The sequence below is a fragment of the Streptomyces ferrugineus genome, from assembly GCF_015160855.1.
Classification (GTDB): Bacteria; Actinomycetota; Actinomycetes; order Streptomycetales; family Streptomycetaceae; genus Streptomyces; species Streptomyces ferrugineus.
This window is the reverse complement of record NZ_CP063373.1, coordinates 5,905,687-5,925,570: the sequence shown is the minus strand read 5'-3', so window position 1 is coordinate 5,925,570 and position 19,884 is coordinate 5,905,687. Positions and strand designations below refer to the sequence as shown.

Below are 19,884 nucleotides of genomic sequence, written 5' to 3'. Positions count from 1 at the left end.
AGCGTGTTGCAGAACGCTGTGATCAGGCAGGCTGAACTGGGCGTTTGTCGCGTCTGGTCACGCGGTGAGGGCGAGGTTGTGCATGCGGGCGACGGCCTGAACGGCGTGATGGAGGCCGTCGCCGCGCTGCCGGCAGTCACGCAGGATCTTGTAATTCTTCATCCGTCCGATCACATGCTCCACACGGGCGCGGACCTTGCGGTGCTCCGCGTTGTCCTCCTCTTCGCCCTTGAGTAGCGGCCGTCCGGGGCGTTTGCGGTGCGGGACGATCAGGCCGGTGTTGAGATAAGCGCCGTCGCCGAGCACCGTCACGCCTTCGCAGTGCTCGGCCAGTCCGGAGCGCCGCCAGGCGTGCGCGTCCGCGGTGGTGCCCGGCAGCGGACGGGCCGCGGCCACCACGAGCCGGGTGTCTGCGTCCACGATGACCTGCACGTTTGCTGAGAAACGGTAGTTACGCGAGGAGGCACCCACACCTCGGTCACGGACCGGGATGAGGGTGCCGTCCACGATCCACAACCGCTCGACTGCCTCCTGCGGGGCACGTACCGGCTCGAGCGCGAGCAGCGGCCCCAGCCGCTGGATCACCCGGCACACGGTCGCCGGGGAGATGCCGAACAGCGGGGCGAGCTGCCGCATCGTGAGGTTCGTGCGGTAGTAGACAGCCACCAGCAGCACCCGCTCGGCCAGCGGAAGCCGCCACGGACGACCCCACCCGCACCCCTCACCACCACGTTCCCGAACCGCCCTTAGCAGCCGCCCGAACTGCTCAGCCCGCAGACCGGTGAACGTCTCCACCCAGACCGGCTCAGCCCTCAACACCCCACCCATGCAAGGGAAATGCCCTGATCACAGCGTTCTGCAACACGCTTTAGAGGTTGTCCCGTAACTGGTGGGGCAGTTGGTGCGTTGGCTGAGCATGGGTGGGGTGATCTCAGCGGATGATCCGAAGTGGATTGAGCCGTTCTCCGGACTGACCGAGTCGCAGTTCACCAGGCTGGTGGCTCTGGTGCGGCGTCGCGGTGGTGATGTTCAGCGCGGCCGTCCCTGGCGGCTGCCGCTGGAGAACCGCGTGTTGCTGGTGGCGACGTACTGGCGCACGAACCTCACATTGCGGCAAGTGGCGCCGCTGTTCGGGGTCTCGAAGTCTGCGGCCGACCGCATCCTCGATCACCTGGCGCCCCTGCTGGCCATCTCGCCGGCCCGTCGGCCGCGCAAAGACACCGTCTACATCGTCGACGGCACCCTCGTGCCCACCCGCGACCGCAGCATCGCCGCCTCCAGCAAGAACTACCGCTACTCGACGAACCTGCAGGTCGTTATCGACGCCAACAGCCGTCTGGTCGTGGCGATCGGCCTTCCGCTGCCCGGCAGCCGCAACGACTGCCGGGCATTCACCGAGTCCGGCGTCGACCGGGCCTGCCGCGGCGCACCGACCATCGCCGACGGCGGGTACCAAGGCACCGGCCTGCTCATCCCGCACCGCAAACGACGAGGTCAGACACGCCTCAGCCCACACCAGGAAGCGGAGAATGCCGTCCACCGCAGGGCGCGAGCCCGGGTGGAACACGCCCTGGCGCGGTTGAAGAACTGGAAGATCCTGCGGGACTGCCGGCTCAAGGGCAACGGTGTTCATCAGGCCATGCTGGGCATCGCCCGGCTCCACAGCCTGGCCCTCACCGGATAACTCACGCCTCATACGGGACAACCTCTAGGTGATCAGCCCCCTCGGGGCAAGGCCTGTCCCGGGAGCCTGCCATGAACCACCGGGTGCTGAGCCGGCTCAGGCCACGTTCGCGCGGGTGACGACCGCGCGCAGACGTTCGTCGGCAGCGTACTCGTTCCGCAGGGCAGCATGATCCGCCGCCACATTCGGCACTAGCCCGCGCGGGGTATCGACTCCGGGCTGAACTCGCGGTGCTCGCGCACCGCGATCCGGGCCAGCTTCGTCAGCATCATGCCGTTGCGGATCGCGACGACGTAGTCGACCGGCAGCCCGTGCATCCGGGTGCCGGGCCCGCGCAGCGGATGCCAGTCGATGACGAAGAGGGTGTGCTCGCCCCAGGGGATCAGCCTCATGGCGATGCGGGCCGCCCCGAAGGGATCCGCCTGCGCCTCCAGCTCCAGGCGCCGCCGCGGTTCGCAGATGCGGACGACGACGCCGTCGTCGAGGGTCAGGGGCCCGACACCGACCCGGACCCGCAGCCGGGCGCCCACATCCGGCCATTCCGGGTCCACGGCGAGGACCTGCTGGGTTCCCGTGACCCACTCCCCGTAGCGATGGCCGTCGGACAGCAGGGCCCAGACCTCGGACGGCGAACTCAGGATCAGACGGCGGTTGCGGGCCAAGCCGACCACGCTCCTTCCGGCGGACGAAGCCTCGGCTGCTCAGCGGGCTCTTCGACAGTAGCCGCGCGCCGCACCCCGGGCATCCGCAGCGGGGCAGGCGGGACGCCCGGCCGACGCGAGGGTTACCCTGTTGACCGGCCGCGATCACCCTCGCGGCGCGGCGGTGGGGCCCGCCGTACCCGAACCGCGGCAGTGGTGCCGCCAACGGTCCCTACTTGCAGTCGCGAGGCCCGTATGCCCGGGCCCAGGCGAGTAGGAGACGTACGACCATGACAGCCCCGGACACCGAGAGCCTCCGCGCCCCCGCCCGCCCCCCGCGCCAGCCGGCCTGGCGGAGCCAGGCGCCGATCGTCGCGGTGGTCGCGGTCGGCGGCGCCGCCGGCGCCACGGCCCGCTACGCGCTCTCCCTGTGGTGGCCGGCCCAGCCGGGCGGCTTCCCCTGGGCGACCCTGTGGACCAACGTCGTCGGGTGCGCCGTGATCGGCGTCTTCATGGTGGTCATCACCGACGTGTGGGCCGCCCACCGCCTGGTCCGCCCGTTCTTCGGCACCGGAGTCCTCGGCGGCTTCACCACCTTCTCGACATACGCCGTCGACATCCAGAAGCTGGTGGACGGCGGCCACCCGCGCACGGGGCTGGCCTACCTCGCCGCGACCGTGATCGCGGCACTCACGGCCGTCTGGCTCGCGGCGGCGGCCACCCGCCGCGTCCTGAAGTGGAGGCAGCCATGACCAGGCTGACCGGCAGGGCCCTGCGACTGACCGTGTTCGTCGGCGAGCACGACACCCGGCACCACAAGCCCCTCTATTCGGAGATCGTGCACCGCGCCCACACGGCAGGCCTCGCGGGCGCCAGCGTCTTCCGCGGCATCGAGGGCTTCGGCGCCTCCTCCCTGATCCACACCACACGGCTGCTGTCCCTGAGCGAGGACCTGCCGGTCGCGATCGTGATCGTCGACACCGAGGAACGCGTACGGGCCTTCCTGCCGCAGCTCGACGAACTCGTCACCGAAGGACTCGTCATCCTCGACGACTGCGAGGTCATCCGGTACATCGGCCGCGACGACACTCCGCGCGACCCGGACCGGAGAGGTAAGAAGTCGTCGTGAACTGGCTCCTGGTGATCGCGGGTGCCGTCGTCGGCGCGCCCCTGCGCTATCTCACCGACCGCGCGGTGCAGTCCCGGCACGACTCGGTGTTCCCCTGGGGCACCTTCGTCGTCAACGTCTGCGGCTGTCTGATCCTCGGCCTGCTCACCGGCGCGGTCGCGGCCGGCGCCGCGAGCACCCACGCCCAGCTGCTGCTCGGCACCGGCCTGTGCGGCGCCCTGAGCACGTACTCGACCTTCTCGTACGAGACCCTGAGGCTGACCGAGACGGGAGCCGGGCGCTACGCCGTCGCCAACGTCGTGGTCAGCGTGACCGTGGGCCTCGGCGCGGCCTTCCTGGGCGTGTCGGTCGCCCAGGCGGTGTGGGCGTAAGACGCCACGGCGGCGTCGATGGCCCAGGGACCACACCCGCACCTGGTAGGACAGTGCGCACCCGCTGTCCCGCCAACCCCCGGAACTGGATCCCATGAGCGCCATCAGCGTCGGTCAGGCCGTCGTCCTCGGAGCCGTCGAGGGTGTGACCGAGTTCCTGCCCGTCTCCTCCACCGGCCATCTGAAGATCGCCGAAGGACTGATGGGCATCCCCGTCGACGACGACGCGGTCGTGGGGTTCTCGGCCGTCATCCAGGTCGGCGCGATCGCCGCCGTACTCGTGTACTTCTTCAAGGACATCGTGCGGATCGTCTCCGCGTGGCTGCGCGGGCTGCGGGACAAGGAGGAGCGGTACCACCACGACTACAAGTTCGCCTGGTGGGTGATCTGCGCGACGATCCCGATCGTCGCCGTGGGCCTGGCCGCCAAACCGCTCATCGAGGGGCCGCTCGCCTCCCTCTGGGTGGTCGCGGGCTCGCTGATCGTCGGCAGCGGGGTGATGTGGGCGGCGGACCGGATGGGACGGCACAAGCGAGGGGAGGACGACACCTCCTTCAAGGACGCGATGCTCGTCGGCGGCTCCCAGATCCTCGCCCTGCTCTTCCCGGGCTTCTCCCGCTCCGGCGCCACCATGTCCACGGCGCTGATGCTCGACCTGGACCGCGTCGCCGCCACCCGGCTGTCGTTCTTCCTCGGCATCCCGGCCCTGACCGGCGCCGGCGTCTACGAACTGAAGGACGCCCTCGGCACCGGCACGGGCGCCCTGCCCCTGGCCGTCGGCACCGCCGTCTCCTTCGTCGTCGCCTACGCCTCCATCGCCTGGCTGCTGAAGTTCGTCGCCAAGCACTCCTTCAACGCCTTCGTGATCTACCGGATCGTCGTCGGTGTGCTGCTGTTCGGGCTGCTGGGCGCCGGAGTGGTCAACAGCTGAGCATCGTCCCGGGCGTGCCGCCGGCCTTCGAGCGTCACGCCCGGTGAATCTCTCCCTTCGCCTCCCTTGACACCACCCACGGCTCACCCGGAGTATCTGTACCGTGAACCTGTCAGACAGCCGGACAGCCGGACAGCCGCCGCGACGTGTCAGCGCCATGGAAGCGGTGCTGGCGTATCTGCGCGACGCCATCGAGCGCGGCGAGTACGCCGTCGGCGACAAGCTCCCCTCCGAGGCGGAGCTGTGCCGCACCCTGGAGATCAGCCGCCCCGTGCTGCGCGAGGCCCTGCGGGCCCTGCAGACCATGGGCCTGACCGTCTCCAAGACCGGCAAGGGCACCTTCGTGGTCGCCAGCGCCGTCGAGGACCCCACCTTCGGTGACTACTCGGCGAGCGACCTGCTGGAGGTGCGCCGGCACGTCGAGATCCCGGTCGCCGGATACGCGGCGGTGCGCCGCACCCCGGAGAACCTCGACCACCTGGCCCATCTGCTCGACCGCATGGAGCGGGAGACGGACACCACCGCGTGGGTCGCGATGGACACCCTGTTCCACCTGGCCGTGGCCGAGGCCGCCCAGAACCCGGTCTTCCGCCGGGTCATCGAGGAGATCCGCGACGCACTGGCGCGTCAGTCGGCCTTCCTCAACGAGTTGGGCGGCCGCCGCGAGCAGTCCAACCGGGAGCACCGGGCGATCGTGGAGGCGCTGATCGACGGTTCCGAACTCGACGCGACGGACGCCATGGCGCACCACCTCGACCGCGTCGAGACGACCCTCACCGACATCGTGCGCCCGCCGCGCACGGACACCCCGGAAGGCGGACCCGAGGCTTGAGCGAGCAGCACCTCAAAGAAGAGACGCGCCCCTCGTCCGGTCACATAGACGTCGGAGACCACGGCTACAGCAAGTCGCTGAAGGCCCGGCACGTCAACATGATCGCCATCGGCGGAGCCATCGGCACCGGCCTGTTCCTCGGCGCCGGCGGCCGGCTCGCCGACGCGGGACCGTCCCTGTTCATCGCCTACGCGGTCTGCGGACTCTTCGCCTTCCTGGTCGTCCGCGCCCTCGGCGAACTCGTCCTGTACCGGCCCTCCTCCGGCGCCTTCGTGTCGTACGCCCGGGAGTTCATGGGGGAGAAGGGCGCGTACACGGCGGGCTGGATGTACTTCCTGAACTGGGCCACCACCGGCATCGCCGACATCACCGCGGTGGCCACCTACACCCACTACTGGGGCATGTTCTCCGACATCCCGCAGTGGGTGATCGCACTCATAGCCCTCGCGGTCGTCCTGACCGTGAACCTGATCTCGGTGAAGATCTTCGGCGAACTGGAGTTCTGGTTCGCGATCGTCAAGGTCGGCGCGCTCGTCGTCTTCATGCTGATCGGCATCTTCCTGCTGGTCACCCAGCAGCCCGTGGACGGACACACCCCCGGCCCGTCCCTGATCAGCGACAACGGCGGCCTCTTCCCCAGCGGCCTGCTCCCGATGCTGCTGATCATCCAGGGCGTCGTCTTCGCCTACGCCTCCGTCGAACTGGTCGGCGTCGCCGCCGGTGAGACCGAGAACCCCGAGAAGATCATGCCGAAGGCGATCAACTCGATCATGTGGCGCGTCGGCCTGTTCTACGTCGGCTCGGTCGTGCTGCTGTCGATGCTGCTGCCCTGGTCCTCGTACAAGGCGGGCGAGAGCCCCTTCGTCACCGTCCTGTCCAACATCGGCGTCGCGGAGGCCGGCGGCGTCATGAACCTGGTCGTCCTCACCGCGGCGATGTCCTCGCTCAACTCCGGCCTGTACTCCACCGGCCGCATCCTGCGCTCCATGGCGATGTCCGGTTCCGCCCCGAAGTTCACCTCGGTGATGAGCCGCAGCCAGGTGCCGTACGGCGGCATCCTGCTGACCAGCGGTATCTGTGTCCTGGGCGTCGGGCTCAACTTCGTCGTCCCCGCCGAGGCGTTCGAGATCGTGCTGAACTTCGCGGCGATCGGCATCCTCGCCACCTGGGGCATGATCATGGTCTGTCACCTGCTCTTCTGGCAGAAGACCGAGAAGGGCGAACTCACCCGCCCCGGCTACCGGCTGCCGGGCTCCCCCTGGACCGAACTCGTGACGCTGGCCTTCCTCGCCACCGTCCTGGTCCTCATGTACGCCGACGGAGGCGCCGGCCGCACCACCGTGCTGTGCCTGCCGCTGATCGTCGCAGCGCTCGTCGCGGGCTGGTACGGCATCCGCGGCCGAGTCGGGCGCACCGCAAGCAAGGCCGACGCGTGACCCGCGCGCCGGTCGACGACCCCTCATCGACCCACGACAACCAGGCAGTGATGTACAGCAGTTCCACAGCGGACGCACCCCTTGTCCGCGAGCCCCTCCACGCCCCCGTCGCCCACCTCGTACGCGGCGGAATGATCGAAGGCATCCACTACGGCTCCGTCGTCGTCCTCGGCGACGACGGCGACGTCCGGTTCCAGCTCGGCGACATCGAGGCCTCCTTCTACCCGCGCTCGGCGCTCAAGCCCGTCCAGGCCGTCGCCATGGCGCGCGTCGGGCTCCCGCTGGACGGTGATCTGCTGTCCCTCGCGGCTGCCAGCCACTCCGGCGAGGAACGCCACCTCGCCGGGACGCGGCGGATCCTGGAGCTCGCCGGGCTCACCGAGGACCACCTGCGCAACGTCCCGGACATGCCGTTCGACCCGGTCGTGCGCGACGCCTGGGTGCGGGAGGGCCGCATGCCCTCCCGGCTCGCCCAGAACTGCTCCGGCAAGCACGCGGCGATGCTGTACGCCTGCCGGCTCAATGGCTGGTCTCTTGAGGACTACCTCGAGCCTGGGCACCCCCTTCAGCAGGCGATCGCCGAGATCGTGGAGGACCTCACCGGTCAGCGGATCGCTCGGGTGACCGTCGACGGGTGCGGTGCGCCGCTGTTCTCCGTGTCGCTGCATGGCCTCGCGCGCGCGGCGGCCCGTATCACCACCGCCGCGCCGGGGACGCCGGAGGCGCGTGTCGCCGATGCGATGCGTGAGCATGCGGAGATGGCCTCCGGGTCCGGGCGGGATGTGGCCGCGTTGATGCGGGCCGTGCCGGGGCTGTTGGTGAAGGACGGCTTCGAGGGCGTTCAGGTCGCCGCGCTGCCGGACGGGCGGGCCGTTGCCGTGAAGATCGCCGACGGGGCGAATCGGGCGCGGGTGCCTGTCGCTGCGGCGGCGCTTGCGTGGGCCGGGGTCGATCCGGGGCTGCTCGCCGAGTTCCAGGGTGAGGCGCTTCTGGGTGGCGGGCGGGAGGTCGGGTGTGTGCGGCCCGTTCGTTCGCTGGAGCCGGTGGTTGTTTCGGCCTGCGCCTAAGGATGTGCCGGATTTCCTGTACGGCGGCTGCGGGCCGGATTTGGCTGGTCGCGCAGTTCCCCGCGCCCCTGAAGGGGCGCTCACCCTCACCCTCGTAGAAAGAAGAACCGTTTCCTCATGAACGCCGTCATCCGCAGCGAACACGACCTGCTCGGCGACCGCGATGTCCCCGCCGACGCCTACTGGGGTGTCCACACCCTGCGCGCCACCGAGAACTTCGCCATCACCGGCACTCCCATCTCCGCCTACCCGCACCTGATCGACGCCCTCGCCGCCGTCAAGGAGGCCGCTGCCCTCGCCAACGAGGAGCTCGGGCTGCTGGAGCCGGAGAAGGCCGCCGCGATCGTCGCCGCCTGCCGGGAGATCCGCTCCGGCAAGCTGCACGAGGAGTTCGTCGTCGACGTCATCCAGGGCGGTGCCGGCACCTCGACGAACATGAACGCCAACGAGGTCGTGGCGAACCGGGCGTTGGAGCTGCTCGGCCATGAGAAGGGGCAGTACGAGTACCTGCACCCGAACGAGGACGTCAACCTCGGTCAGTCGACCAACGACGTCTACCCGACCGCCGTCAAGATCGCGACGGTGTTCGCGGTGCGCGGGTTGCTCAAGGCGATGTCCGTACTGCAGGACGCCTTCGCCCGCAAGGCCGTCGAGTTCCGCGACGTGCTCAAGATGGGCCGTACACAGTTGCAGGACGCGGTGCCGATGACGCTCGGGCAGGAGTTCTCCGCGTATGCCGTCATGATTGACGAGGACCGGTCCCGTCTTGCCGAGGCCGTCGAGTTGATCCATGAGATCAACCTGGGCGCCACGGCCATCGGCACCGGCCTCAACGCCCACGCCGGATACGCCGAGTCCGCGCGCCGCCACCTCGCCGAGATCACCGGGCTGCCGCTGGTCACCGCCGCCAACCTGGTCGAGGCCACCCAGGACTGCGGCGCCTTCGTCCAGATGTCGGGCGTCCTCAAGCGCATCGCCGTCAAGCTGTCCAAGAGCTGCAACGACCTGCGCCTGCTCTCCTCCGGTCCCCGGGCCGGCCTCAACGAGATCAACCTGCCGCCGGTGCAGGCCGGTTCGTCGATCATGCCCGGCAAGGTCAATCCGGTGATCCCCGAGGTCGTCAACCAGGTCGCCTTCGAGGTGATCGGCAACGACGTCGCCATCACCATGGCCGCCGAGGCCGGCCAGCTCCAGCTCAACGCCTTCGAGCCGATCATCCTGCACTCGCTGTCGGAGAGCATCACGCATCTGCGCAACGCCTGCGTGACCCTCGCCGAGCGGTGCGTGGCCGGCATCACCGCCAACACCGAGGCGCTGCGCAGGACGGTGGAGAACTCCATTGGCCTGGTCACCGCCCTGAACCCGCACATCGGGTACACGGCCGCCACCGACATCGCCAAGGAGGCCCTCGCCAGCGGCCGGGGGGTCGCCGAACTCGTCCTGGAGAAGGGCCTGTTGCCCGCCGAGACCCTCGCCGACCTGCTGCGCCCGGAGGTCGTCGCGGGCAGCGGCCAGGCCCTGGCCTGACCCGTGACCCGAATCCGCCGATGCGCACCGGGACCGACGGGGAGGCACAATGGTGATCATGGCAGCGTCGACGTCGTCCCTGACCTTCCAGCCGATCCTGGAGCGCATCGCGGAGGAGATCGAGCGGACCCCCGGCCGCGGCCGGCCCGCCGACTACATCCCCGCGCTCGCGGCCTGCGACCCACGGGCCTTCGGCATGGCCGTCGCGGAACTCGACGGCACGGTGTACGGCGTGGGGGACTGGCGCGAGCCGTTCTCCACGCAGTCCATCACCAAGGTCTTCACCCTCGCGCTCGGCCTGGCCCGCGAGGGTGACGAACTCTGGGAGCACGTGGGCCGCGAGCCGTCCGGCAACCCCTTCAACTCCCTGATCCAGCTCGAGTACGAGAGCGGCATCCCACGCAACCCGTTCATCAACGCGGGCGCGCTCGTCGTCACCGACCGCCTTCAGACCCGTACCGGAGACGCGGCCGGCGAACTCCTCTCCTTCCTGCGCGCCGAGAGCGGCAACCCGACGCTGGACTTCGACAAGGACGTCGCCGCCTCCGAGACGGCGCACGGCGACCGCAACGCCGCACTCGCCCATTTCATGGCGTCCTACGGCAACATCGACAACCCCGTGCCGGCCCTGCTCGACCAGTACTTCCGCCAGTGCTCCATCAAGGCATCCTGCGCCGACCTGGCCCTGGCGACCTCTTTCCTCGCCCGCCACGGCGTCCGCGCCGACGGCACCCGCCTGCTCACCCGCAGCGAGGCCAAACAGATCAACGCGGTCATGCTGACCTGCGGGACGTATGACGCGGCAGGCGACTTCGCGTATCGGGTGGGACTCCCGGGCAAGAGCGGCGTGGGCGGCGGCATCATCGCGGTGGTACCGGGGCGTTGCACGCTCTGTGTGTGGAGTCCGGGCCTGGACGAGCGTGGCAACTCGGTGACAGGAGTGGCGGCCCTGGACAGATTCACGACACTGACGGGCCTGTCAGTGTTCTAGAGGGGGTACTGAGGCGCCCTTAAGGGGCGCGGGGAACTGCGCGACAAGCCCCCACCGGACCCGCAGACGATCACGCGCCGGACACACCACGGCCTCCCCTCAGAGGGAACCCCGTCAACTATTGGCCACTCGGCGTTGCCACGCTGAGTGAGTGTTGGCCATGGCTTTCCCCGTCGATCTCCGCCGCTGCCAGATACTCGGTCTGGCCGGCACCGCCGTTCTCGCCCTCGGCGGTGAGACGGCCGGTGCGCTGCCGGTCCGGGAGCTCCTGGCCCCGAGCTCGGTGCACGCCGCCCTCGGCCTGGTCGGCGTCTACTTCGGCGTCGTTGTGCTGATCGCGGCGTGGCTGCTGCTCGGCCGCCTGGTGCGCAGCGCCGACCCGCCGACCCCGCGCGCCCTGCTGCTGGTGCTGGCCGTCTGGGCCACCCCGCTGCTGATCGCGCCGCCGCTGTTCAGCCGGGACGTGTACAGCTACCTGGCCCAGGGCGCCATGGTCGACGCCCACATCGACGTCTACGCGTACGGCCCCTCCCACCTCGGCGGTCCGCTCGCGGACGAGGTCGCCCCGCTGTGGCGGCACACGGCCGCCCCCTACGGCCCGGTGTTCCTCGGCGTCGCCTCCGCGCTGTCCGGCGCGACCCGCGGCGAACTGCCCGCCGGACTCCTCGGCATGCGGCTGATAGCGCTCCTCGGAGTGGCCCTGATGGCGGCCGCGCTGCCCCGACTGGCCCGGCACAGCGGAGCCGACCCGTCCGCCGCGCTGTGGCTGGGCGCCCTGAACCCGCTCGTGCTGCTGCACCTGGTCGCCGGCGCCCACAACGACGCCATCATGCTCGGCCTGCTCGGCGCCGGACTGGTCGCCGCGCTCGGCCGGTGGCCCGTCCTGGGGGCCGTACTCGTCACGCTGGCCGCGCTGGTCAAGGCGCCCGCCGCACTGGGCCTCGTCGCCGTCGTACTGCTCCGGATGCGGGCCGGCCACCACCCGGCGAAGGCGGTTCTGACCACGGCCGCGGCCTCCGCCGCCACCACGGTCGCCGTCACCGCCGTGACGGGCACCGGATACGGCTGGATCGGAGCCCTGGACACACCGGTCTCCCCGCAGAACTGGGCGCTCACCAGCCTGCTCGGCCGTGCCACCGCCTCGCTGCTGGAGCGGGCCGGCAGCGATCTGGCGCCGCTGGCCGTCCCGGTGTGGCACACCCTCGGACTGGTGCTCACGGCGGTCCTTGTGGCCCTCATATGGTGGCGCTGGCGTCCCCGCCCCGTGTACGCGCTCGGCCTGAGCCTGGCCGCGGTGGCCGCCTTCGGACCGGCGATCCGACCCTGGTACGCGCTGTGGGGCCTGTTCCTCATCGCCGCCGCGGCGCCCAGCACCTCGGTACGGCACCGGGTGGCGGCCCTGACCGGAGTGCTCGCGCTCGCCGTGCTGCCCAGCGGTGGCTCCGCCGACGCCGGCCAGCTGGTGCTGGCGGTCTCCGGCGGCGTGCTCGCCGTCGTCGTCCTGTGGCAGGCGCACCTCGCGGCGCAGGCCCCGGTGTTGGAGCGCACCGCATGAGGCCGCCGCACACCGACCGCGGCCGGCTGGCGCTGGTGCTCGTCCTCGCCGCCGCCGTGACCGTCTTCACCGCCACCGTGCCGCTGCTGCGGGACTGGTTCGACCTGCGCGTCTACTACGGCACCGTCGACAGCTGGATCCACCACGGCGGCCGTATCTACGACTACCGGGTGCCGGGCACGACGTACGGCTTCACCTACCCGCCGTTCGCCGCCGTCGTCATGCTGCCCATGGCGCTGGTGGACCTGCACGTCGCCATCGCGCTCGCGCTGCTGCTCAACCTGGCGGCGCTGGCCTTCGCGCTGCGCGTGCTGGCCGGGCGGGCCTGGCGGCGGCACGGCTGGTACGGCGGTGCGCTCGCCCTGTGCGGGCTGGCCCTGTTCGAACCGCTGCGGGACACCTTCAGCTTCGGCCAGGTGAACATCCTGCTGCTGGCCCTGGTGCTGCTGGACTGCTGGTTGCTGGCGACCGGCCGGGAGCGCTGGGCGGGTGTGGGCATCGGCCTCGCGGCCGCGATCAAACTGACGCCGGCCGCGTTCATCGGCCTGCTCCTGGTGGCCCGGCGCTGGCGCGCCGCCGCGGTGGCGACGGCCGTGGCCGCCGCGGCGACGGCGCTGGCAACCTGGGTCGCGCCCGACGCGTCCCGCTTCTACTGGACGCACGCGATGTGGGACACCACCCGGGTGGGCCGCCTCGACTACGTCTCCAACCAGTCGCTGCAAGGCATCCTCGCTCGCCTCGACGTGTCGAGCCGCGCGGTGTGGGCGGTCGTGGTGCTGCTGGTCCTCGGCGTCTGGGCGGCGCGCACGCGACGGGCGGCCGCGGCGGGGGACTGGACGGCGGCGTTCGCCCTGACCGGGCTGACCGCCTGCCTGGTCAGCCCGATCACGTGGGTCCACCATCTGGTGTGGCTGCTGCCGTCCTTCGCCGTCCTGGTCCGCGACGGACATCGCCGCGTCGCCGCCGCCCTGTACGCGGTGCTGTGCACCAGCGTGGTGTGGCTGTGGTTCGACGACGCCTCCGGTGCCGACGGCTTCCTCGGCAGCAACACCTACGCCTGGATCACACTGGGCCTGCTGCTGTGGCTGCCGGTCGGTCAGCCGGGCTCCGGCCGCTCGACCTTGCCGCGCGTCACGAGCGACACGGCACCGGCCCCGACCCCGGCGGCGCCCGCGACAGCGCAGGCCTCCGCCCAGCCGGCCTCGCCCTCGGACCCCACCGCCGCCACGGGAACCGTCGCCGGACCCGGCCTCGGCTTGGCCCGCAGGCCGTCGAGCGAGCCCACCGGATCGACCCGGCCGGCGGCGCCGAACCCCCAGTCGAGCAGCTCGGCGGCCTCCTCGTAGACCGCGAAGCCGCCGCCCGACCGGGGGTTGAGCACCGTCACCACGAGGGTGCGACCGCCCCGGCGGGCAGCGGCGACGAGCGTGTTGCCCGCCTTGCTGGTGTAGCCGTTCTTGATGCCGATCAGCCCTGGATACGGGGTCACGCCGCCCGCCCCGGTCAGCAGCCGGTTGGTGTTGTGGATCGGGTACTCCCAGCCGCCCCCGCCCGGGAACTTCGCCTCGGCCGTGCCGCAGTACCGCGCGAACTCCGCGTTGCGCAGCCCCGCCCGGCCGAACACCGCCAGGTCGTACGCCGACGACACCTGGCCGGGCGTGTCGTAGCCGTCCGGTGACAGCACCCGTGTGTCGAGGGCGCCCAGCGAACGCGCCTTGGCCTGCATCCGCTCGGCCGTGGAGCGCCAGCCGCCGTTCAGCGCGGCCAGCACCCGCACGGCGTCGTTGCCCGAGCTGAGGAACACCCCGCGCCACAGATCGGCGATGCGGTACGTACGTCCCTCGGCGACCCCGACCAGACTGCTCCCGGCCCCGATCCCGGCCAGCTCCTGCTCGCGCACGGTGTGCGGCACGCCGGCGGGCAGGGTCGGCAGCAGGGTGAGGGCGAACAGCGTCTTGAGGGTGCTGGCGGGCGGCAGCTTGCGGTGCGCGTCGTACGCGGCGAGGATCTCGCCGGTGTCCGCGTCCGCCACCAGCCACGACAGGGCGGAGACCCGCGGTACCCGGGGCGCCCCGGCATGCGGCCGCACATGGATGCCGGACCGGTACAGCAGCGAGGGCCGTGGGGCCGCCGCTGCCCGGGGTTCGCCGGGCGGTTCGGGGTCGTGCCCGGTGCGGGCGACCGCGGCGGTGGGCGCGAGCGCCAGTAGTCCCGTCGCGCAGAGCGCACAGACGGACACAAGGGCCCGGGAAGTAAATCCGATCTTCATATCGCCAACGTAGGAACGGACCGGCCTCGTGCCGCGCTGCCCGGGCCGTTCGGGGCGCGCCTGCACCCGGACGGGCGATGCCCGTGGCGTGTCACTCGCCGGGCAGCGTCGGCTGGATCCGCCGGAGGAACGTGGCGTTGTCGGGTGTCTCCCGCATCCGCTCCAGAAGGGTTTCCAGGGTGGTCTGGCCGTCCCGGGTCTGCAGGGCCCGGCGCAGTCCGCGTACGGCGGTCAACTCGGCTTGGGGCAGGAGGAGTTCCTCGCGGCGGGTGCCGGACGGGTTGATGTCGACGGCGGGGAAGACGCGGCGGGAGGCGAGGTCCCGGCTCAGCCGCAGCTCCATGTTGCCGGTGCTCTTGAGCTCCTCGAAGTAGAAGTCGTCGGCCCGGGAGCCGGTCTCCACCAGGGCCGTGGCGAGGATGGTGAGCGAACCGCCCTCCTCGGCGAGGCGCGCGGCACCGAAGAACCGCTTCGGCCCGTGCAGCGCGGCCGCGTCAACGCCGCCGCTGAGGGTGCGGCCACCGGAGGCGGCCGCGTTGTTGTGCGCCCGGCACAGCCGGGTCAGGGAGTCCAGCAGGATGACGACGTCCTCGCCCGCCTCGACGAGCCGCTTGGCCCGTTCGATGACGAGCTCGGCCAGCGCGATGTGCTGCTTGGGCGCCCGGTCGAAGGTCGAGGCGTACACCTCGCCGCGCACCGAGCGCCGCATGTCGGTGACTTCCTCCGGGCGTTCGTCGAGGAGCACCACCATCAGCCGGCACTCGGGATGGTTGCCGGCGACGGCGGCCGCGATCTGCGTCAGGAGGACCGTCTTGCCGGTCTTGGGCGGTGCCACGATCAGGCCGCGCTGGCCCTTGCCGACAGGGGCGATCAGGTCGGCGACCCGGCCGGTGAGACCGGACGCCGGGTGTTCGAGCCGGATGCGCTCACGCGGGTGAAGCGGCGTCAGCTCGCCGAAGCGGCGACGGCTGCTGTCCGGGGTGCGGCCGCCCACGCGGGCGACTTCGGTGAGGGCGCGCTGGGTGCCGCGCACGCCGTCGACGAGGTCGCCCTTGCGCAGGCCGTACTTGCGGATCAGTGCGGGGGAGACCTGGAGGTCGGCGGGCGAGGGCAGCAGGTTCTGAGCGCGCAGGTGCCCCTTTCCGTTCGCGTCGATGTCGAGGACACCGGTGACGGCGCGGACCGGGGGCTGCTGCTGGACTGTGGGGTGTTCGAGTGTGCTGGTCATGGTGGCGGGTCCTTTCACGGACGGAAGGCATGGGACATGCGGAAGGAAGGGGCGAGCCGCGGACAGAGGGAAGGCGGACAGAACGCCTTCGGGCGGCGGAAACAGCACCTCGGGTACGGCGGATCCGCTGATCACGAGGTGGTGATGAGAAGCCGGTACGTCGACCGGCGAACTGGGAGAGAACTGGCACCGGCGCCCACAACGGGGGCGTGCACAAGTGCCAGGGCGAACGTACCACGCCGGATCAGTGCCTGGCGAGCACTTCTGATCCGCACAACGTGTCCGCGGCCTCTCCTATTCCCTTCCTGCGCCATGCATGCACTCGCGGGGAAAGTCCCCGCCAAGCCTTACGCCGAGCGGGCCTCCGCCTCCTTCGCGATCCGGTCGAACTGCGCCCCCATCGCCTCGGCCAGGGCCTGCGCGCCCGACAGCGGCCGGACCATGACCATGAAGTCGTCGATCAGTCCGTCCTCGTTCACCCGCAGGAAGTCGCAGCCGGTGAGCTCCCGGTCGCCCACCCGCGCGGTGAAGACCAGCGCGTGATCGCGGCCGCCCGGGTCGTTGATCTCCCGCACATAGCGGAAGTCCTCGAAGACCCGCACGACCCCGCGCAGGATCGCCGCGGTGATCGCCTTTCCGGCGTACGGCTTGAACACGGCCGGGCTGGTGAAGACGACGTCGTCCGCCAGCAGGGCCTCGACGGCCTCGGTGTCGCCCGCCTCGACCGCCTCACGGAACGCGCGCATCGGATCACCTCATAGTCAATTAGTTGAGTAGGTGTCGATGACAATAGTCACCCACTGTTAACGTGTCCACATGTCCCTCAAGTACGCCGTCCTCGCCGCCCTTCTGGAGGGCGAGGCCTCGGGCTACGAGCTGTCCAAGGTCTTCGACATCTCGTTCGCCAACTTCTGGCCCGCGACCCCGCAGCAGCTCTACCGGGAGCTGGAGCGCCTCGCGCGGGACGGCCTCGTCGAGGCCCGGTTCGTACAGCAGGAACGGCGGCCCAACAAGCGGATGTTCACGCTCACCGAGGCCGGGCGCGAAGACCTGCGCGCCTTCGCCGCCGAGCCGCCCCGTCGGCCCACCGCCATCCGTGACGAGCTGCTGATCAAGCTCCAGGCCGTGGACGACCCCGAGGCCGCGCGCGCCATGATCGAGGAGCGCATGACATGGGCGCGCGGCAAGCTCGGCCGCTACGAACGTGTCCGAGAGCGTCTGCTCGACGGCCGGACCGAGGACGCCTACCTGCGCGAGTCCGACCGTGTCGGGCCGTATCTGACGCTGCTCGCCGGGATCTCCTTCGAGGAGGGGAACCTGCGCTGGTGCGAGCGCGTCCTCGCCGTCCTGAAGCAGCGCGTCGCTCAGGGGTGACGCGGATGTTCAGCCCCGAAGGCCCCTCCCTGCGCGAACTCGCCGTCCAGGCCCTGTCGTCCGTCCAGCGCGGATACGACCTGCTCGCCCCGAAGTTCGACCACACCCCGTTCCGTACGCCCGACTCGGTGCTCGACGCCGTCACCTCGGCGCTCGCGCGGACCGGCCCGTACGACGACGGGCTCGACCTGTGCTGCGGGACGGGCGCGGGCGTGGACGTGCTGGCCGAGGTGTGCCGGCGCAGCGTCATCGGCGTGGACTTCAGCGCCGGCATGCTCGATGTCGCGCGGCGGCGGTCGCGGGCCGGGGCGCGGGACCGCGGACGTCCGCGCGTCGGCTGGGTCCGCGCGGACGCCCGTGCCCTGCCCTTCGCGCCCGCCTTCGATCTCGTGGTGAGCTTCGGGGCGTTCGGGCACTTCCTGCCCCGTGAGGTGCCGGGGCTGTTCGCGCAGGTCCACTCCGTCCTGCGGCCCGGCGGCCGCTTCGCCTTCCCGATCGTGGCCCCGCCGCGTCCGACGGACCTCGCCTACTGGATGCTGCTGGGCTTCGACGCGGTCATGCGGGTGCGCAACGCCGTGTGGCGGCCTCCGTTCGTCATGTACTACCGGGCCTTCCGGCTCGCAGAGGTGCGCGCCGAGCTGGCCCGTGCCGGGTTCGAGGTGGAGCTGCAGGCCCTGCCCGAGTTCGGGCGACGGCGCGACGGCAGCCCGCGGGTGCGGATGGTCGTGGCGCGACGGCCGGGGCCCGTGCGCGCTCAGCCCGCCGCGGGCAGCGTGAACTCGTAGACCAGGGCGTCCTGCTGGGCGTCCACCACGAGGTCCGTGACCTCCAGGGGGCGGGCGTGCTGGTCGTGGACCCGGCGGGTGACTCGCACCGTGGACGCTCCGGGGAGGCGGGTGATGGCGTCCCGATGGTGGAGCGTGAGGCCCGCCTTGCGCATCCAGTCGTAGGCGCGGCGCAGTTGGGCCGAACCGGTGGCGTCGGTGCGGTCGCGATAGCGGGCCAGTTCCGCGACCTCGGCGAGCGCCACCGCGGAGAAGGACGTCACGGCCGTGCGCCGGCCGGCCCCGTCGGCGTCCGTGGACTCGTAGCGGTGCACCAGGGTCCGTCGGTGGGGGGCCAGGCCCAGTGCCTCGGCGTGCTCCGGCGGGGGCGTCTCCCAGGCGACCGTGGCCCGGTCCGCGGCGCCCGGGCCCGCGCTCCGGGCCCCGACCGGGAACGTCGGCGAGGTCGCCGTCTCGACCGCCAGACCGGGCAGCGTGGCATGGCTGCCCCGCCGGTCGGTGGCGACCGCGCCGCTGCGCCGCAGCACCTCCAGCGCCTGCCGTACGGTCTCCCTGCTGACCCCGAAGTGCTCCGCCAACTGCCGTTCTCCCGGCAGTCGTTCACCGGGCGGGACGGTCCCGTCACGCAGCTCGCCGAGCAACTCGGCGGCGATCCTCCAGTACAGCGGCTGCACCTGCGTGAGCGAACGGTCGTGCGGGATGGTGCGGGCCATGCCGCGCCTCCTGTGGTGACGTGTCGTAGCCGTGCGGGCTCCTTGCGTCACCAGATCTAAGCAGTGGTCTAAACCACCAGGGAAGGGCGGCCCGGCACTTCGGCCGAAACGGCTCGCGCGAACCGGTCGTCACAGGGCGCCGTACAGGGCGTCGATCAACGCCATCTTCCGCGGGTCGTCGGCTATATGAGGCCCCATCCGGTTCATCGCATAGCCCACCGACACCCCGGCCTCCGGGTCCGCCAGCCCGCAGGAGCCGCCGAAGCCGTCGTGTCCGAAAGCCCGCGGGTTGGGCCCGTACGAGCCGTTCGACCCGCTCAGCCACAGGCCCAGGGCGACCTCGGTGTCGTCCTCGAACCCGGCCCCGAGCACCAGATCGCGGCAACCGCCCTGCCCCTCGCGCACCCGCTCGGCCGCCTCGGGGGACAGGACGCGGCGGCCGCCGTAGGAGCCGCGCCCCGCGAAGATCCCGTACAGCGCGGCCACCGCCCGCGCGGTGCCGTGCCCGTTGGCGGCGGGGACCTCGGCGGCCCGCCACTGCGGCGAGTTGGCCTCGTCCGGCCCCACCGCGGGGTTGGTCAGCGCGGCCAGGGCGGCGGGCGCCAGCTGACTGAAGACCGCGGCCTGCTCACTGCCGCGCGCGACCGGCGGCCGCACCAGCTCCGCCGCCCGCCCGGCGTCCTTCTCCGGCAACCCGATCGTGAAGTCGATCCCGAGCGGCCCGGTCACCTCCCGCTCCAGGAACGCCCCCGGCAGCAGCCCCGACACCCGGCGCACGACCTCACCGACCAGGAAGCCGTAGGTGAGCGCGTGATACCCGGACCGGGTTCCCGGCGTCCACCAGGGCTCCATCGCCGCCAGCCGCTGGGTCGTCAACTCCCAGTCGCAGAGCTGCCGCAGCGTGTGCGGCTCCCGCAGCCCGGACAGGCCGGCGCGGTGCGACAGCAGATGCCGTACGAGGATCTGTTCCTTGCCCGCCGCCGCGAACTCCGGCCAGTACGTGGCCACCGGGGCGTCGAAGTCGAGCAGCCCCCGATCGGCGAGAATGTGCGCGCACAGCGCCGTCGGGCCCTTGGTCGTCGACCACACGTTGACCAGCGTGTCGCGCTCCCAGGGGCGGCTGTGCGCCGAGTCGGCCCAGCCGCCCCACAGGTCCACCACCGTCCTGCCGTCCACCGTGACGGCGACCGCGGCGCCCAGCTCCCCGCGCTCACGGAAGTTCGCCTCGAACGCCGTCCGCACCGCCTCGAACCGCGGATCGCACCGCCCGTGCACCTGCGCCCCGTGCTCTGCCATGGCCCGCCCCTCGCCGTCCGCCGGAAACCCCGGGCGCGTCCCCGCGACCCGGGCC

20 protein-coding genes and 1 pseudogene are annotated in these 19,884 nt (G+C 71.3%); 14 read left to right on the top strand and 7 right to left on the bottom strand.

All coding sequences use genetic code 11. The features are described from left to right. Positions 1-57: 57 nt before the first annotated feature. Positions 58-828 (bottom strand): transposase family protein, encoded by a 771-nt coding sequence (locus IM697_RS26760; RefSeq protein WP_194038123.1) that lies wholly within the window; start codon positions 826-828, stop codon positions 58-60. Between the two features lie 88 nt (positions 829-916). Between IM697_RS26760 and IM697_RS26755 the strand changes: the two genes are divergently transcribed. Beyond that, positions 917-1,684 carry a transposase gene (locus tag IM697_RS26755; protein WP_194038660.1) on the top strand — a complete coding sequence of 256 codons (768 nt, stop codon included), beginning with the start codon at positions 917-919 and terminating at the stop codon, positions 1,682-1,684. Positions 1,685-1,875: 191 nt separating this feature from the next. Here IM697_RS26755 and IM697_RS26750 read toward each other — a convergent pair whose 3' ends face one another. Beyond that, positions 1,876-2,346 (bottom strand): SRPBCC family protein, encoded by a 471-nt coding sequence (locus IM697_RS26750; RefSeq protein ID WP_194038659.1) that lies wholly within the window; start codon positions 2,344-2,346, stop codon positions 1,876-1,878. A gap of 269 nt (positions 2,347-2,615) precedes the next feature. Here IM697_RS26750 and crcB (IM697_RS26745) point away from each other — a divergent pair, with 269 nt between their 5' ends. From crcB (IM697_RS26745) to IM697_RS26695, 11 genes are all read left to right on the top strand, one after another. Beyond that, positions 2,616-3,077: a fluoride efflux transporter CrcB gene (crcB, locus tag IM697_RS26745; protein ID WP_194038658.1), complete on the top strand. Its 462-nt coding sequence runs from the start codon at positions 2,616-2,618 to the stop codon at positions 3,075-3,077. Next, the gene (locus IM697_RS26740) at positions 3,074-3,454 is read left to right on the top strand and encodes a DUF190 domain-containing protein (RefSeq protein ID WP_194038657.1); all 381 of its coding nucleotides are present in this window, start codon (positions 3,074-3,076) and stop codon (positions 3,452-3,454) included. Before crcB (IM697_RS26745) ends, IM697_RS26740 begins: the two co-directional genes overlap by 4 nt. After that, a complete protein-coding gene (gene crcB, locus IM697_RS26735; protein ID WP_194038656.1) occupies positions 3,451-3,825 on the top strand; it encodes a fluoride efflux transporter CrcB in 375 nt (124 codons plus the stop codon). Before IM697_RS26740 ends, crcB (IM697_RS26735) begins: the two co-directional genes overlap by 4 nt. A gap of 94 nt (positions 3,826-3,919) precedes the next feature. After that, positions 3,920-4,756, top strand: a complete 837-nt coding sequence (locus IM697_RS26730) for an undecaprenyl-diphosphate phosphatase (RefSeq protein WP_194038655.1) — start codon at positions 3,920-3,922, stop codon at positions 4,754-4,756. A 157-nt stretch (positions 4,757-4,913) separates the two neighbouring features. Continuing rightward, entirely contained in the window at positions 4,914-5,588 is a 675-nt protein-coding gene (locus tag IM697_RS26725; protein ID WP_194049880.1) for a FadR/GntR family transcriptional regulator, read from the top strand. Then, positions 5,585-7,024 (top strand): amino acid permease, encoded by a 1,440-nt coding sequence (locus IM697_RS26720; protein WP_194038654.1) that lies wholly within the window; start codon positions 5,585-5,587, stop codon positions 7,022-7,024. The genes IM697_RS26725 and IM697_RS26720 overlap by 4 nt, the downstream gene beginning before the upstream one ends. Before the next feature lie 50 nt (positions 7,025-7,074). Further along, on the top strand, positions 7,075-8,091 hold the full coding sequence (locus IM697_RS26715) for an asparaginase (protein WP_194049879.1): 1,017 nt from the start codon (positions 7,075-7,077) through the stop codon (positions 8,089-8,091). Between the two features lie 117 nt (positions 8,092-8,208). Next, complete coding sequence (gene aspA, locus IM697_RS26710; RefSeq protein ID WP_194038653.1) at positions 8,209-9,618, top strand: aspartate ammonia-lyase; 1,410 nt, start codon at positions 8,209-8,211, stop codon at positions 9,616-9,618. A 49-nt stretch (positions 9,619-9,667) separates the two neighbouring features. Beyond that, the gene (locus tag IM697_RS26705) at positions 9,668-10,609 is read left to right on the top strand and encodes a glutaminase (RefSeq protein ID WP_194038652.1); all 942 of its coding nucleotides are present in this window, start codon (positions 9,668-9,670) and stop codon (positions 10,607-10,609) included. Positions 10,610-10,769: 160 nt separating this feature from the next. Further along, positions 10,770-12,164 (top strand): polyprenol phosphomannose-dependent alpha 1,6 mannosyltransferase MptB, encoded by a 1,395-nt coding sequence (gene mptB / locus IM697_RS26700; RefSeq protein WP_194038651.1) that lies wholly within the window; start codon positions 10,770-10,772, stop codon positions 12,162-12,164. After that, a complete protein-coding gene (locus IM697_RS26695; RefSeq protein ID WP_194038650.1) occupies positions 12,161-13,510 on the top strand; it encodes a glycosyltransferase 87 family protein in 1,350 nt (449 codons plus the stop codon). The genes mptB and IM697_RS26695 overlap by 4 nt, the downstream gene beginning before the upstream one ends. Before the next feature lie 35 nt (positions 13,511-13,545). On the opposite strand, the pseudogene IM697_RS44990 reads toward IM697_RS26695, so the two are convergent. The 3 genes and pseudogenes from IM697_RS44990 to IM697_RS26685 form a co-directional block, all read right to left on the bottom strand. Continuing rightward, a pseudogene (locus IM697_RS44990) lies at positions 13,546-14,433 on the bottom strand (D-alanyl-D-alanine carboxypeptidase family protein); the annotation flags it as partial. A gap of 91 nt (positions 14,434-14,524) precedes the next feature. After that, positions 14,525-15,661: a transcription termination factor Rho gene (gene rho / locus IM697_RS26690; RefSeq protein WP_194038649.1), complete on the bottom strand. Its 1,137-nt coding sequence runs from the start codon at positions 15,659-15,661 to the stop codon at positions 14,525-14,527. A 347-nt stretch (positions 15,662-16,008) separates the two neighbouring features. Further along, positions 16,009-16,407: a nuclear transport factor 2 family protein gene (locus IM697_RS26685; RefSeq protein ID WP_194038648.1), complete on the bottom strand. Its 399-nt coding sequence runs from the start codon at positions 16,405-16,407 to the stop codon at positions 16,009-16,011. Positions 16,408-16,477: 70 nt separating this feature from the next. On the opposite strand from IM697_RS26685, the gene IM697_RS26680 reads away from it, so the two are divergent. Continuing rightward, positions 16,478-17,035 carry a PadR family transcriptional regulator gene (locus tag IM697_RS26680; RefSeq protein WP_194038647.1) on the top strand — a complete coding sequence of 186 codons (558 nt, stop codon included), beginning with the start codon at positions 16,478-16,480 and terminating at the stop codon, positions 17,033-17,035. 5 nt (positions 17,036-17,040) lie between these two features. Next, positions 17,041-17,820 (top strand): class I SAM-dependent methyltransferase, encoded by a 780-nt coding sequence (locus IM697_RS26675; RefSeq protein ID WP_194038646.1) that lies wholly within the window; start codon positions 17,041-17,043, stop codon positions 17,818-17,820. Here the strand turns inward: IM697_RS26675 and IM697_RS26670 are convergent. After that, the gene (locus IM697_RS26670; RefSeq protein WP_194038645.1) at positions 17,790-18,533 is read right to left on the bottom strand and encodes a GntR family transcriptional regulator; all 744 of its coding nucleotides are present in this window, start codon (positions 18,531-18,533) and stop codon (positions 17,790-17,792) included. The two genes, IM697_RS26675 and IM697_RS26670, sit on opposite strands and share 31 nt — an antisense overlap. Positions 18,534-18,662: 129 nt before the next feature. Next, positions 18,663-19,829, bottom strand: a complete 1,167-nt coding sequence (locus IM697_RS26665; protein ID WP_194038644.1) for a serine hydrolase domain-containing protein — start codon at positions 19,827-19,829, stop codon at positions 18,663-18,665. Positions 19,830-19,884 lie beyond the last annotated feature (55 nt).